The following is a 14,671-nucleotide window of genomic DNA, read 5'->3' on the forward strand; positions in this document are numbered from 1 at the left end:
CAAGAAGCACCGGAGGGCTCCACGCAGCTGCTGTTCCTTCAGTGCGCCTGTATCGGCCGAGGGGACGCGGACATCGTTCCGTCACGAAAGCACCGGCGTTGCCAATGCCCACGTGGTGTTAGAACGAGCGCACTGCTCGCCCACCATGTCCAGCCTTCGATCCCATCATCTGGTCCTGTTGTCTGCTCGCGTGCCGGAAGCCCTGGCGGATGTCTCGCTGGACCTGGCCTCGCACCTGGAAGCCCACCCGGAGCAGTCGCTCGCGGACGTGGCCTTCACCCTCGCGGTGGGCAGCCGCGCCTCTGAGTACCGCCGCGTCCTGGTGGCGCGCGACAGGGCTGAGCTGGCCCGGCGGCTGCTCGAGCCATTCACGCCCACCCAGGTGAAGGACCTGGAGGCGGCCCGTCACCGCCGCGTGGCCTTCGTCTTTCCAGGACAAGGTGTCCAGCAGCCGGGCATGGCTCGGGAGCTGTACGAGGCAGAGCCCGCCTTCCGCGCGCACGTCGACGCGAGCCTGGCCTTGCTGGAGGAGCCGCTGCGCGCGCGCGTGCACACGCTGCTGCACGCGGACGCCACTCCGACGCCGGACATCGCCGGCCTGCTGGCCGACACCCGCGTCGCGCTGCCCGCCCTCTTCACGGTGGAACATGCGCTGGCCCGGACCTGGATGGACTGGGGCGTGAAGCCGTACGCGGTGCTGGGCCACGGCTTCGGCGAGTACGCCGCTGCCTGCATCGCAGGCGTGCTGTCCCTCGCGGATGCGCTGCGACTGGCCACTGTTCGCGGTGAGCTGATGCACCGCATGCCCCCGGGCGCCATGCTCTCCGTTGCCCTGCCCGAGGCGCGGGTGCTCCCCCTGCTGACCGGGCGCCTGTCGCTGGCCTCCATCAACGAGCCGCACCGGTGCGTCATCGCCGGTCCCGTGGACGCGGTGGACCGGCTCCAGGAGGAGCTGAAGCGACAGAATGTCGGGGCGATGCGGATGCCCACGCCCCATGCACTCCAGTCGGAGGACGTGGAGCCCCTGCTGCCCGAGCTGGAGCGACTGGTGGCCACGCTGCGCCGGGGCGAGCCCGTGCCGCGGTATGCGTCCAGTGTCACCGGCACCTGGGCCCGCCCGGGTCAGCTGGCGGAGCCGCGCTACTGGGCGGACCAGCTGCGCGGGCCCGTGCGCTTCGCCCAGGCCGTGAGCGCCCTGCTCGAAGAGGGCTGCGACGTGCTGCTGGAGGCGGGGCCCGCACAGGACCTGACGCTGATGCTGCGCGGGTGCCTGGGTGAGGCCAAGGAGCGCGTGAAGGCCCTGGCCTCCCTGCGGCGCGGCGGCGCCACCTCACGGCACGCGGGGCTGATGGAGTCGCTGGGCGAGCTGTGGGCCTCGGGGCTGGAGCCGGACTGGCGCGCCTTCCATGCCCATGAGCAGCGCAAGCACCTGCGCCTGCCCACCCAGGCGCCCCAGGAGGAGCGCTCCCGGGTGGACGCCCCGGAGCTCGACGCCGAGCCTGAGCTGTCCGAGCCCACCGCGCAGGCGGGAGGCTCGAGCGGGCCCGTGCGCGAGGATGCGCCTCGCGGTGACGTCGAGCAGCGGGTGGCCGCGCTCTGGCGCGAGCGGCTGGGCCTGGAGTTCGTGGCCCGCGACGACAACTTCCTGGAGCTCGGCGGCAACTCGCTGATGGCCGCACAGCTCCTCACGCAGCTGCGGGACACGTTCGGCGTGCAGCTCCCGCTCGCGGCGCTCTTCGAGGCGCCCACCGTGGCGGGCATCGCCGAGCGCCTGGAGCCCCTGCTGAAGGAGGCCCCGTCCGCCAGGCCCCAGGTGCGCGAGCTGCCGCTGGTGCCCCTGCCGCGCACCGGGGAGCTGCCGCTGTCCTTCGTCCAGGAGCGGGTGTGGCGCCTGGAGCAGCACCTGCCAGGGCTCTCCGCATACACCATCCCCTTCGTCCTGAGGCTCGAAGGCGTCGTGGACGCGGACACCCTCCAGCGGTGCGTCCAGGAGGTCGTCAACCGCCACGAGGCGCTGCGCACCACCTATGACGTGGTGGACGATCGCCCCGTGCAGCGCTTCCACGCCCACATGCCCGTCCCGCTCACCCGGGTCGAGCTGACCGGCCCGGCGGACCAGCGCGAGACGGAGGCCATGAACATCGCGCGCGCCGAGTCCGCGCGCCCGTTCGACCTGGTGAAGGGCCCCGTCCTCCGGACGACGCTCATCCAGCTGGCCCCCCAGCACCACATCCTGGTGGGCGGCATCCACCACGTCGTCAGCGACACGCTGTCCATCGCCATCTTCATCAACGAGCTGGGACAGCTCTACCCGGCCTTCCGCCAGGGCCGGCCTTCGCCGCTGCCGCCGCTGCCCCTGCAGTACGCGGACTTCGGCGCGTGGCAGCGCCGCACCATCGCCGAGCACCTGCTGCCGGACCAGGAGCAGTGGTGGCGCCAGCGGCTCGCCGGGATGCCGCGCAAGCTGGACATGCCCACGGACCGGCCGCGTCCCGAGCGCTGCCCGCTCACCTCGGTGCGAATGATGGTGGACTTCCCCCCGGCGCTCGCCCGGGAGGTGGGCGCGTTCGGCAAGCGCGAGGGCTTCACGTCGTACATGACGGTGCTGGCCGCGTGGCAGGCGCTGCTGCACCGCTACAGCGGGCAGACCGAGGTCGTCGTCGGCACACCCATCGCCAACCGCACCCGCGCGGAGCTGCAGCCCCTCATCGGCTACGTGGCGCACTCGGTGGCCTTCCGCACCAGCTTCGCCGGGGACCCGACCTTCAGGGAGCTCATCGGCCGGGTGAAGCACGAGGTCTCCGAAGCGCAGGCCCGTCCGGACGTGCCCTTCGAGTTCCTGGTGGAGGAGCTCATCCCCGGCAAGGACATCGGCCGGGACCGGATGACGGACACCGTCTTCGTCTACCACTCCAACGTCGGCACCGGCGCCGCGGCACCGGAGCCGACCGGCGTGCGCTGGTCGCTGGTGGAGGTGCCCAACGCCCCCGTGCAGTGGGGCGCCACGCTGTCCGAGCTGACGCTCGTCCTCTCCGAGGATTCCGGCCGCATCCATGGCGCGATGGAGTACGCCACCGACCTCTACGACGAGCCCACCGCCCGCCGCATCGTGGAGCACCTCCAGGTCATGCTGGCCGCCGCCCTGGCCCGGCCGGATGAGCGAATCTCGCGCCTGCCGCTGGTCACCGAGGCCGAGCGCCGCGCGTGGCCCCTGCCCCGCCCCAGGCCCACCACGCCCGCCGTGCCGACGCTCCTCGCCGAGCGCGCACTCCAGAGCCCGGAGGCCGTGGCCACCACCCAGGGTGGACAGGCGTGGACGTGGGCACAGCTGTCCGCCCGTGCCCGGAGCGTGGCCGCGCGGCTGGGCGCGCTCGGCGTGCGCCCCGGAGACCCGGTGGCGGTGTGCCTGCTCCCCTCGCCGTCGAAGCTGGCCGTCCTGTGGGGCGTGCTGGAGGCGGGCGGCGCCGTGGTGGCGCTCGGCCCCACCGACCTGGGCGCCCTGGGCACCTACGCGCCAGAGGGCGCCACCGCGCCGGTGCTCGTCACCTGGCGGGGCGTCACCTCCCCGGCCCGGCTCGACGCCGCGCGCACGGTGTACGTGGAGGAGCTCCTGGAGGCCGCCAGCGCACCGGCCACCTCCGTGGGAGCGACGGCCTCCGGGGCCCTGGCGTGGCTGCTGCCCGCCGGAGGCAACACGCCCGCGTGGACGCTCGACCACGCCGCGCTGACGAAGCTGTTCGAGGCCATGGACGGGCGGCTGCGGCCGTCCGCGGGTGGCACGTGGCTGGCGGCCGTCGAGGCCGTGGCGGACCGTCCCGAGGTCGAGTCGCTGTGGGCCCTCTCGCGCGGCCTGCGCGTGACGTTCCCCTCCGAGCAGGTGGCCGCGCAGCTGGTGCGGCTGAATGGCGGCGGGCCCCGCTCGCAGGCCCTGGACCTGAGCCTGCTCTACTTCGCCAACGACGAGGACACGCTCACCGGGCCCAAGTACGAGCTGCTGCTCGAAGGCTCGAAGTTCGCGGACGCGCACGGCTTCTCGGCGGTGTGGACGCCCGAGCGGCACTTCCACTCCTTCGGTGGGCTCTACCCGCAGCCCGCCGTCGTGGCCGCGGGCGTGGCCACCGTCACGCGCAACCTGCGCCTGCGCTCCGGCAGCGTGGTGCTGCCGCTTCACGACCCGCTGCTCATCGCCGAGCAGTGGTCCGTGGTGGACAACCTCTCCAATGGCCGCGTGGGCCTGTCCGTGGCCACCGGCTGGCACGTGCAGGACTTCGCCTTCAACCCGGGCAGCTACGAGGACCGGCGCAACATCCTGCTGCGCCACCTGGAGACGCTGCGCGCGCTCTGGCGCGGAGAGAAGGTGCGGCGCCTCGCTGGCGGAGGTGTCACCGTGGAGGTGGGCCTGCGCCCGAAGCCGGTGCAGAAGGAGCTGCCGGTGTGGCTCACCGCAACGTCCAACCCGGAGACGTTCCGGATGGCGGGCGAGCTTGGCGCGGGGGTGCTCACGGGCCTGCTGGCGCACTCCCTGGAGGAGCTGAAGCCGAAGGTGGCGCTGTACCGCGAGGCGTGGCGCCGCAACGGCCACCCGGGCCGGGGCCACATCACGTGCATGGTGCACACCTTCATCGGCGATGACGAGCAGGAGGTGCTGCGCACGGTGCGCAAGCCGCTGCTGAGCTACTTCCGTGGCTCGGCGGACATCATCGCCAGCCTGCTGTCGGCGCAGGGCTACAAGGGCGAGATCGACAAGCTCTCCGAAGACGACATCAACGCGATGTTGGAGCACTCGTTCGAGAACTACGCGCTGGCGACGGGGCTCATCGGCACGGTGGAGAGCGGCCTGAAGCGGATGCGCGACATGCGCGAGGCCGACATCGACGAAGCCGCGTGCCTCATCGACTTCGGCGTGGACGTACCGGTGGTGCTGGAGAGCCTGAAGCGGCTGGCCGCGCTGCGCGAGCGGATGGAGGCCGAGGCGTCCGTCCAGCGCGAGCAGGTGCGGGCGGAGGGGGAGCTGGGCGTGGGCGGGCTGCTGGAGCTGGCGCGCCAGTCGGGCGCCGTGCTCCTGCACACCTCCGCACGGCTGGCGCGCACGCTGGCGGAGCTGCCCCAGGCGCGCGAGTCCCTGGGGCCGGTGGGAGCCCTGGTCCTCGAAGGCGCGTCACCGGAGCTGGCCACCGTCCTGAACCGGGTCGCGGGCGTGGAGGTGCTGCTGGCGGGAGGCGCCGCCGAGGGAGCGCTGCTGCCGCGAACCCCGGAGGAGCGTGTACCGGCGGGCCTCCAGGCGTGGGTGCTGGACATGGCGGGACTGCCCGTGCCCGCGGGCGTCGTGGGCGAGCTGGCCTTCGAAGGGCCCGGCGTGCCGTGGGGCCTGTGGCGTGCCGCCGAGGAGGAGCGTCGGCGGCTGGTGCCTCACCCCCTGGAGGGCTCGGCGCGGCTCTACCGCTCGGGCCGTCATGCCCGCCTGCGCGCTGATGGTCGCGTGGAGCCGGTGAAGCTGCCCGCCGCGGACAAGGCCCCCGCCCTGCCCGCGCCGAAGCCGCGCGTCGACGTGCCCAGGCCGGCGACGGCGGCGGCGCCGCAGGGACCGCCGGCCATCCCCCGCGCGCCGAGGGACCAGCCGCTGCCGCTGTCCTTCGCGCAGCAGCGGCACTGGTACCTGCAGCAGATGGAGCCGAGCAGCACCGCGTACAACAACCCGTCCAACCTCCGCCTCGTTGGAGCGCTGGACCCGAAGGCGCTCCAGGCCGCACTGGACGAACTGGTCCGCCGTCACGAGGTGCTGCGCACCACGTACACGCTGTCGGACAGCGGCGCCGCCGTGCAGCTCATCCATCCGGGCGGCAGCCTGCCCATGCCCGTGGAGGAGGTGCCCGGCGCCACGCCCGAGGAGCGCGAGGCCCACATGGTCCGCCGCTGCCAGGAGCACGCCGCCCTGCCCTTCGACCTGGAGAAGGGGCCCGTGGTGCGCGCGCTGCTGCTGCGCCTGGGCGAGGACGAGCACGTCCTCAGCCTCATCCTCCACCACGCCGTCTCCGACGCGTGGTGCAACATGATTCTCGCGCGCGAGCTGACCCTCTTCTACGCCTGCTTCGGCGCGGGCCAGCCGTCGCCCCTGCCGCCGCTGCCCGTGCAGTACGCGGACTACGCGCTGTGGCAGCGCAAGTACCTGGAAGGCGCGGTGCTGGAGGAGCAGCTGCGCTGGTGGAAGGACCAGCTCACCGGCGTCCCCGTGCTGGAGCTGCCCACGGACCGGCCACGTCCCGCGGTGCAGTCGTACGCGGGCGACCTGCTCGCCCTCCAGTGGCCACGCGAGCTGTCCGAGCCGCTGCTGGCGCTGGGCCGCCGTGAAGGCGCCACGTCCTTCATGGTGATGATGGCGCTGTACCAGCTGCTGCTGAGCCGCTACTCGGGACAGGAGGACTTCGCGATTGGTACGCCCATCGCAGGCCGCACGCGGCCCGAGGTGGAGGGGCTCATCGGCTGCTTCCTCAACACGCTGGCCTTCCGCTCGCGGCTGGGCGGGGCGCCCACGTTCCGGGAGCTGCTCGGCCGGGTGAAGCAGCAGGCCCTGGGCGCCTATACGCGCCAGGACGCGCCCTTCGAGCGCCTGATGGAGCTGCTCCAGGTGCCCAGAGACCTGAGCCGCACGCCGGTGTTCCAGGTCATCCTCAACGTGCTGAACACGCCGGAGGCGGACACGTCCCCGGCCCCGCTCAAGATTGGTCAGGTGGACGTGTCCGCGGGCACGGCCAAGTTCGACCTGGGCCTGGAGGTCTGGGAGCGCCGCGAGGGGATGATCGTCCGCTTCGAGTACTCCACGAGCCTGTTCGACCGGGCCACCGTGGAGCGGATGGCCGAGCACCTCGTCGTGCTGGCGCGCGCCGTGGTGGCCTCGCCCGACCTGCCGATATCGCTCCTGCCGCTGCTCACCGAGGACGAGCGGCGCCAGGCGCTGGTGGAGTGGAACGCCACCGCATCGGACTACCCGCGCGAGGCGACCATCCAGGCCCTCTTCGAGCAGCAGGCCACCCTGCGTCCGGAGGCGACCGCGCTGGAGTTCGGAGAGCAGCGCCTCACGTACTCTCAGCTCGACACGCGTGCCAACCAGCTCGCGCACCTGCTGCGGTCGCACGGCGTGGGCCCGGATGCCCTGGTGGCCGTGTGCCTGGAGCGCTCGGTGGAGCTCATCGTCTCCCTGCTGGCCATCCTCAAGGCCGGTGGCGCCTACCTGCCGCTGGATGCGTCCTACCCCGCCCGGCGGCTGGCCTTCATGCTGGAGGACGCTCCGCCCCGCCTGCTCATCACCTCGCGCGAGCTGCGCCCGAGGCTGCCCGTGACCGAGGACGTCCCCTGTCTGTTCGTCCACGAGCTGCCGCTTCAAGTGCTGCCGCGCACGCGGCCGATGTCCGGCGCCACGTCGCGCCACCTCGCGTACGTGGACTTCACGTCGGGCAGCACCGGCCGGCCCAAGGGCGTCGCCGTGGAGCACCGGGGCGTGATGCGCCTGCTGCACGGCGCCCGCTACGCGCACCTGGGGCCCGAGGAGACGTTCCTCCTCATTGCCCCCGTCTCCTTCGACGCCTCCACACTGGAGCTCTGGGGGCCGCTGCTCTTCGGCGGCCGCCTCGTCATCTTCCCGCCCCAGTCCCCCAGTGATGTGGAGCTGCTGAGCAGCGTGCTCCAGCGCCACGGTGTCACCACGCTGCACCTGACCTCGGGCCTGTTCTCCCAGGTGGTGGACCTCAAGCCGGACAGCCTGCGCGGCGTGCGCCAGCTGCTCACCGGTGGCGACGTGGTGAGCGCGCCCCACGTGCGCAAGGTGGTGGAAGGAATGTTCATTCCGGTGACGGCCTGCTACGGCCCCACCGAGTCCACGCTGTTCACCTCCACGTACCGGATGACAGAGGCCGCCCAGGTGGGTGCCTCCATCCCCATCGGCACGCCCATCGCGAATACGCAGGTGTACGTGCTGGACGGGCACGGCCAGCCGGTGCCCCCTGGCATTCCCGGCGAGCTGTACATCGGCGGCGACGGTCTGGCGCGCGGCTACCTGTCCCGTCCGGACCTGACGGCGGAGCGCTTCATCCCCAACCCCTTCAGCGCCACTCCGGGCGAGCGCCTCTACCGCACCGGTGACACCGCACGCTGGCGGCGGGACGGAGTGCTGGAGTTCCTCGGCCGCGCGGACGCGCAGGTGAAGATCCGCGGGTACCGCATCGAGCTGGCCGAGGTCGAAGCCGCCCTGCTCATGCATCCCGAGGTGCGCGAGGCGGTGGTGCTCGCGCGCGAGGACGTGCCCGGAACGAAGCGCCTCGCCGGCTACGTCGTGGCTCCCGCCTCGCTCGACACCACCGCGCTGCGCACGTTCCTCCAGGAGCGGCTGCCCGAGTATATGGTGCCGTCGGCCCTGGTGCGCCTGGACGCCCTGCCGCTCACGGCCAACGCCAAGGTGGACCGCAAGGCCCTGCCCGCACCGGAGGCCGTGCGCACCACGGCGACGGAAGGCTTCGTGGCGCCTCGCAATGCCACCGAGGAAGCCCTGGCCGCGCTCTGGACCCAGGTGCTGCGCGTGCCGCGCGTGGGCATCCACGACAACTTCTTCCAGCTGGGTGGCGACTCCATCATGAGCCTCCAGCTCATCGCCCGCGCCCGGCAGGCCGGCCTGCACTTCACGCCCCGGCAGCTCTTCCAGCACCAGACCATCGCCACCCTGGCGCGCGAGGTGTCCACGCACCAGGGCGTCACCGCCGAGCAGACGCCCATTGTCGGCCCGGTGCCCCTCACCCCCATCCAGCTCGCCTTCCTGGAGGGGGGCAGCCCGGAGCCGCACCACTTCAACCAGGCGCTGATGCTGAGCCTGCGCGAGCCCGTGGAGCCCTCCGTGCTGGGGACGGCCCTGCGCAAGCTGGTGGAGCACCACGACGCCCTGCGCCTGCGCTTCGTCCAGGAGAATGGCGTCTGGAGCCAGCACAACGCCGGCCCCGAGCACGCCCCGTCGCTGCGACACGTCGACGTGTCCTCGCTCGCTCCCGCCGAGCGGGCTCGCAGGGTGGAAGCCGTGGCCACCGAGCTGCACTCCACCTTCCGCCTGGGCGAGCCGCTGCTGCTGCGCGCGGCCCTCTTCGACTTCGGCCCGGGAGCGCCGGCGCGCCTGCTGCTGGTGGCCCACCACTTCGTCGTGGACACCGTCTCCTGGCGCGTCCTGGTGGAGGACCTGGAGTCCATCTGCCGTCAGCTCCAGCGCGGCGGGCCTCCCGTCCTGCCTCCGAAGACCACGTCCTTCAAGGCCTGGGCGGAGAAGCTCCTCGCCTACGCCCGCTCGGAAGAGCTGGCGCGCGAGCTGCCCTACTGGCTGGACGAGGCCCGCACACTGTCGCGGCCCCTGCCCCGCGATAGGGCGGGGGGAGAGAACTCCGTCGCCTCGGCACGCACGCTCTCCACCCAACTGAACGCGGACGAGACGCGCCTGCTGCTGCGCGAGGTGCCCGCGGCCTACCGCGCCCGGCTCCAGGACGTGCTGCTGACGGCGCTCGGCCAGGCCCTGGCCGCGTGGTCGGGCCACCCGGGCTTCCTCGTGGACTCCGAGGGTCATGGTCGCGAGGACCTGTTCCCCGACGTGGACCTGTCCCGGACGGTGGGCTGGTTCACCGCCGTCCATCCGATGCTGCTTCAGGTGACTCCTGGCGCGAGCCCTGGCGACGCCCTGCGCAGCATCCGCGATGGACTGAAGACCCTGCCCGGAAACGGCCTGGGCTACGGCCTGCTGCGCTACCTTCGCCAGGACGAGGCCAGTGCCCGCTTGCGCGCGCAGCCCTCCGCGGAGGTGTCGTTCAACTACCTCGGGCAGGTCGACACCGCCGCGAGCGACGCCTCGCTGTTCACCCTCGCGTCGGAGTCCTCGGGGCCGCCCCTCAGCCCCCGTGCGCTCCGCGAGCACCTGCTCGACGTGACGGCCGTCATCCACGGCGGCCAGCTCCAGGTCGGCCTCACGTACAGCGAGAACCTCCACACGGAGGCCACGGCACGCACGCTGGCGGAGTCCTTCATGGACTCGCTGCGCGGGCTCATCGCCGGCAGGGCCTCGCCGGATGCGCTCCGGTACACCCCGGCGGACTTCCCGCTGGCACGCCTGGACGCGGCGGCGCTGGAGCGGGTGCTCCCCACGGGCCTGCCCGTGGAAGACGTCTACCCGCTGTCGCAGCTGCAGCAGGGCATGCTCTTCCACTCGCTGCTGGCACCCGGCTCGGGCGTCTACGTCACACAGCAGGCGTGGACGTTCGGCGCGGGCATCGACCTGGCCGCGTTCCGCCGCGCGTGGGAGACGGTGCTGGAGCGCCATGAGCCGCTGCGCACCTCCTTCGCCTGGGAGGGACTGGAAGAGCCCGTCCAGGTGGTGAGCCCACGCGCCGTGCTGCCCTGGGAGGAGCTCGACTGGCGCGGCCTCTCCGTGGCCGAGCAGCAGGCCCGCTTCGACGCGCTGATGGACAGCGACCGCGTCCGAGGCTTTGACCTCCACAAGGCGCCGCTGATGCGCCTGACGGTGATGAAGCTGGATGGCGGTGAGCACCGCGTCCTCTGGAGCTCGCACCACCTGCTGCTGGACGGCTGGAGCGTCGGCCTGCTGTTCAAGGAGCTGTTCGCCGCGTACGACGCCGCGGCCCGCGGCCAGCAGCCCGCGCTGGGAGCCGTGCCCACCTTCCGGAGCTTCATCGCATGGCTGCGCCAGCAGTCCGAGGAGCGCGCCGAGGCGTACTGGCGTCAGGCCCTCCGTGGCTTCACGTCGCCCACGCCGCTGCCAGGGGAGCTGCCCCCGCGCGCGGACCGCCCCTCGTCGCGCAAGGACATGCGGGCATTCCAGGTGGGCACGGCTACGACGCAAGCGCTCCAGGCCTTCGCCCGCCAGCACCAGCTCACCCTCAACACGGTGCTGCAGGGCGCATGGGCGCTGGTGCTCGCACGCCAGGTGGGCGAGGACGACGTCCTCTTCGGCGCCACCGTCTCGGGCCGCTCCGCGGACCTGCCCGGCATCGAGCAGATGGTGGGCCTGTTCATCAACACCCTGCCCATGCGCAGCCGCGTGGAGCCGGGGACGCCGGTGCTGACGTGGCTCGCCGCGCTCCACGCGGAGATGCTGGAGCTGCGCCAGTACGAGCACACCTCGCTGGCGCGCGTGCAGGGCTGGAGCGAGGTGCCGCGCGGCACGCCCCTGTTCGAGAGCCTGTACGTCTTCGAGAACTACCCCGTCGACGAGGCCGTGCGCTCGGGAGGCAATGTGCTCCCGATTCGCGACCTCACCACAGCCGAGCAGCCGGACGTGCCGCTCGTGGCTCTCAGCGCTCCCGGAGAGCGGGTGGAGCTGCGGCTGATGTACGACGCGGCGCGCTTCGACCCATCCGCCATGGAGCGGCTGCTGCGGCACTGGAACATGGCGCTGGAGTCCATGCTGGCCCGGCCCGATGCCCTGCTGGCCTCCGTGTCCCTGCTGTCGGAGGAGGAGCGTGAGCAGGTGCTCCGGCGGTGGAACGGCACCGACGTCGCGTACTCGCGCGAGGCGAGCGTCCACCAGCTCTTCTCGGCGCAGGCGGCTCGCACGCCGGACGCCATCGCGGTGGAGTCCGAGCAGGGCACCCTCACCTACCTGCAGCTCGACGAGCGCTCCAACCAGCTCGCGAACCACCTGCGCACGCTGGGCGTCACCCCCGGCATGCGCGTAGCGCTGTGCCTGGAGCGTGGCCTGGCGCTGCCAGTGGGCCTGCTGGGCATCCTCAAGGCCGGCGCCGCCTTCGTCCCGTTGGACCCGTCCTATCCGGCGGAGCGTCTGGACTCCATGCTCGCGCGGACCGCCGCCTCCGTCCTCGTGACGCAGCAGTCCCTGGCGGATGTCCTGCGTGGCCAGGTCTCCGCTCGAGTCCGGCTCGACTCGGAGTGGGAGCAGGTGGCCCGCCAGCCCGTGTCCGCGCCGCACGCCTTCGTCAGCGCCGACAGCCTCGCGTACGTGATGTTCACCTCGGGCTCTACCGGTGAGCCCAAGGGCGTTGCCATCCCCCATCGCGGCATCACCCGCCTGGTGATGAGCGGCACCTTCATCCACTTCGGGCCCGAGGAAACCTTCCTCCAGCTCGCACCCGTCTCCTTCGACGCGTCCACGCTCGAAATCTGGGGTGCGCTGCTGCACGGCGCGCGGCTGGTCCTCTTCCCGCCACACGCGCCTTCGCTCGAAGAACTGGGCGCCGCGCTGGTGCGCCACCGCGTCACCACGCTGTGGCTCACGGCGGCCCTGTTCGAGCAGATGGCCGTGCACCAGCCCGAAACCCTGGCCTCCGTGCGCCAGGTGCTGGCCGGTGGTGACGCCCTGCCCGCGCAGCGCGTGCGCGAGCACCTGTCACGCCTGGCTCCAGGCGCGGTGCTGGTCAACGGCTACGGCCCCACGGAGAACACCACCTTCACGACCTGTCACCGCATGGAGGCCGGCGCGTCGTTCCGCGCCTCCGTGCCCATCGGCCGGCCCATCTCCAACACCCGCGTCTACGTTCTGGACGCGCAATTGAAGCTGGTGGCGCCGGGCGTGTCCGGGGAGCTGTACACCGGTGGCGACGGCCTGGCCTGGGGCTACCTGGGCCGCCCGGACCTCACCGCCGAGCGCTTCGTCCCCAATCCCTTCGGCACGGGCGAGCGCCTGTACCGCACGGGCGACAAGGTGCGCTGGCGGGAGGACGGGACGCTGGAGTTCCTCGGCCGCGTCGACTTCCAGGTGAAGGTGCGTGGCTTCCGCATCGAGCCCGGAGAGGTGGAGAGCGTCCTGCGCCTGCACTCGCGCGTGCAGGAGGCCGTCGTCGTCGTGCGCGAGGACGCCCCCGGCGACAAGCGCCTGGTGGCCTACGCCGTCGCGTCCGACACGGACGCGGCGGACCTCAAGGACTTCCTGCGCCAGAAGCTGCCCGAGTACATGGTGCCCTCGGCACTCGTGTGCCTGGAGTCGCTGCCCCTCACGCCCAACGGCAAGATGGACAGGAAGGCCCTGCCCCCTCCGGACAGCGCCGCGGGGACAGCCGCCACCTGGGTGGCCCCGCGTACGCCGACGGAGCAGGTGCTGGCCGGATTGATGGCCCGGGTCCTGCGCGTCGAGCGCGTGGGCGCGGAGGACAACTTCTTCGCCCTCGGCGGTCACTCGCTGCTGGCCACCCAGCTCGTCTCTCAGGTGCGTTCCGAGCTGGGGGTGGAGCTCCCCCTGCGGGCCCTCTTCGAGGCCCCCACCGTGGCCGCGCTCGCCACACGCATCGACTCCGCGCAGGGAGCGACGCCGCGCTCCGTGGCACCTCCCATCACGCCCGTGCCGCGCACGGGTCCGCTGCCGCTGTCCTTCGCCCAACAGCGCCTGTGGTTCATCGATCGGCTCACGCCCGGCGGCGCCCAGTACAACATGCCCGCCTTCGTGCGCCTGGAGGGGCCGCTCGACCTGAGCGCCCTGAAGCGTGCGCTCGACGAGGTGGTGCAACGCCATGAGGCCCTGCGCACCACCTTCACCCGGCACGGAGACCAGCCCGTCCAGCTCATCGCTCCCGGCGTCGCGCTGCAGTTGGAGCGGGTGGACCTGAGCAGGCTGGACGCACAGGACGCCCCCGAGGAGCTGGAGCGCCGGCTGCGAGAGGAGCTGGTGCTCCCCTTCAACCTCGCCACCGGCCCGCTGCTGCGCGCGCTGCTGCTGAAGCTGGGGCCGGCCGACCACGTGCTGGCGCTCAACATGCACCACATCGTCTCGGACGGCTGGTCCATGGGCGTGCTGGTGCGCGAGCTGGCGGCGCTCTACGAGGCCTTCTCCCAGGACAGACCCTCTCCCCTCCCGCCCCTGCCCATCCAATACGCCGACTACGCCGTCTGGCAGCGCCAGTGGCTGCAGGGCACGGTGCTCGAGGAGCAGCTCGACTGGTGGCGCCAGTACCTCTCGGGCCTCGCCACCCTGGAGCTGCCCACGGACAGGCCTCGTCCGCCCGTGCAGACCTTCCATGGCGCGCGCGTCCCCGTCGCGCTGTCGCTCGCCACGTCCGGGAGGCTCAATGCCTTGTGCCAGCAGGAGGGGGCCACGCCCTTCATGGCCCTGCTGGCCGCCTTCCAGCTGCTGATGTCGCGCTACTCTGGCCAGCAGGACATCGCCATCGGCTCGCCCATCGCGGGACGCCAGCGCAGGGAGACGGAGGGGCTCATCGGCTTCTTCGTCAACACGCTCGTGCTGCGCGCCCGAGTGGATGACGGCGCCTCGTTCCGCCACCTGCTGCGTCAGGTGAAGGAGTCCGCGCTCGGCGCGTACACGCACCAGGACGTGCCCTTCGAGCGGCTGGTGGAGGAGCTGAGGCCCACGCGCGACCCGAGCCGCGGTCCGCTCGTCCAGGTCCTCTTCGCGCTGCAGAACGCGCCCATGCCCGAGCTGCGCACGCACCAGCTGGCGCTGCGCCCGGTGGAGCTCACGAGCCCCACGGTGAAGTTCGAGCTGGAGCTCGACCTCACGGACTCGCCCGAGGGCTACCTGGGCTCACTGAGCTACAACACGGACCTGTTCGAGCGCACCACCGCGCTGCGGATGGCGGAGCACTTCCTCTCGCTCGTGGAGCGCGTCGTCTCCCAGCCCGACGCGCCATTGGCCGCCGCCTCCCTGCCGACACCCGGGGAGCGGTAG

Annotated in this window: 1 pseudogene; it reads left to right on the forward strand. The window is 72.2% G+C overall.

Features of this window, described 5'->3' with window-relative positions:
• Positions 1 to 94 precede the first annotated feature (94 nt).
• Positions 95 to 14,671, forward strand: a pseudogene (locus LXT23_RS45440) (amino acid adenylation domain-containing protein); the annotation flags it as partial.

The sequence above is a fragment of the Pyxidicoccus xibeiensis genome (assembly GCF_024198175.1).
Classification (GTDB): Bacteria; Myxococcota; Myxococcia; order Myxococcales; family Myxococcaceae; genus Myxococcus; species Myxococcus xibeiensis.